This is a genomic window from Flavobacterium sp. GW821-FHT11G01 (assembly GCF_058808175.1).
The window spans coordinates 1-1611 of record NZ_JBXARK010000019.1 but is presented as its reverse complement, the minus strand read 5'-3'; the positions used below and the strand labels follow the sequence as shown (position 1 = coordinate 1611).

The 1611-nt window shown below is 44.9% G+C and carries 2 tRNA genes and 1 rRNA gene; all 3 read right to left on the bottom strand.

The window, feature by feature from the left end:
- Positions 1-135 precede the first annotated feature (135 nt).
- A tRNA-Ala gene (locus AC1RRN_RS21350) sits at positions 136-209 on the bottom strand.
- A gap of 148 nt (positions 210-357) precedes the next feature.
- Positions 358-431, bottom strand: a tRNA-Ile gene (locus AC1RRN_RS21345).
- 127 nt (positions 432-558) lie between these two features.
- Positions 559-1611 (bottom strand): 16S ribosomal RNA (locus tag AC1RRN_RS21340); the annotation flags it as partial.

The window sequence follows — 1611 nt, the reverse complement described above, 5'->3', positions numbered from 1 at the left end:
TGTAAAAAACGCTTTCTACTTTTTATTATTTTCTTATCTCAATATGTCAATGAACTTTTTTCTAGTGATTAGTCCTTAGTAATTAGTCTTAGCTTTCGCTAATTACTATTCACTCTTTACTATTCACTCGAATAGTGGAGAATAACGGAGTCGAACCGTTGACCTCCTGCGTGCAAGGCAGGCGCTCTAGCCAGCTGAGCTAATCCCCCATTTTTAAATGATGAGTTATGAATTATGAGTTATGAATTTGCTCATAAACGCTCAACTTCTAAAATTTCCTTTTCTTAAGCTTTTCAGTCTTTATATTTTGTCTTTTATAATTTACAATTCATAATTTATAATTAACAATTTAAAAAGTAGTCCCGGGCAGACTCGAACTGCCGACCCCTACATTATCAGTGTAGTACTCTAACCAGCTGAGCTACGAGACTCTGTTTTACTTAATTTTCATTATTTTTTAAATTAACAGCAAGAGTAATTGAATCTTCTGATTCAGAACTTTCAAGATCTTCATCTTTTTCCCTCAACGTGTGCAAGCACTAACATTTGAGGCTCTAGAAAGGAGGTGTTCCAGCCGCACCTTCCGGTACGGCTACCTTGTTACGACTTAGCCCTAGTTACCAGTTTTACCCTAGGCAGCTCCTTGCGGTCACCGACTTCAGGCACCCCCAGCTTCCATGGCTTGACGGGCGGTGTGTACAAGGCCCGGGAACGTATTCACCGGATCATGGCTGATATCCGATTACTAGCGATTCCAGCTTCACGGAGTCGAGTTGCAGACTCCGATCCGAACTGTGACCGGTTTTATAGATTCGCTCCTGGTCGCCCAGTGGCTGCTCTCTGTACCGGCCATTGTAGCACGTGTGTAGCCCAAGGCGTAAGGGCCGTGATGATTTGACGTCATCCCCACCTTCCTCACAGTTTGCACTGGCAGTCTTGTTAGAGTTCCCGACATGACTCGCTGGCAACTAACAACAGGGGTTGCGCTCGTTATAGGACTTAACCTGACACCTCACGGCACGAGCTGACGACAACCATGCAGCACCTTGTAAATTGTCTTGCGAAAGATCTGTTTCCAAACCGGTCAATCTACATTTAAGCCTTGGTAAGGTTCCTCGCGTATCATCGAATTAAACCACATGCTCCACCGCTTGTGCGGGCCCCCGTCAATTCCTTTGAGTTTCATTCTTGCGAACGTACTCCCCAGGTGGGATACTTATCACTTTCGCTTAGCCACTGAAATTGCTTCCAACAGCTAGTATCCATCGTTTACGGCGTGGACTACCAGGGTATCTAATCCTGTTCGCTACCCACGCTTTCGTCCATCAGCGTCAATCCATTAGTAGTAACCTGCCTTCGCAATTGGTATTCCATGTAATCTCTAAGCATTTCACCGCTACACTACATATTCTAGTTACTTCCTAATAATTCAAGTTTAACAGTATCAATGGCCGTTCCACCGTTGAGCGATGGGCTTTCACCACTGACTTATTAAACCGCCTACGGACCCTTTAAACCCAATGATTCCGGATAACGCTTGGATCCTCCGTATTACCGCGGCTGCTGGCACGGAGTTAGCCGATCCTTATTCTTACGATACCGTCAAGCTCC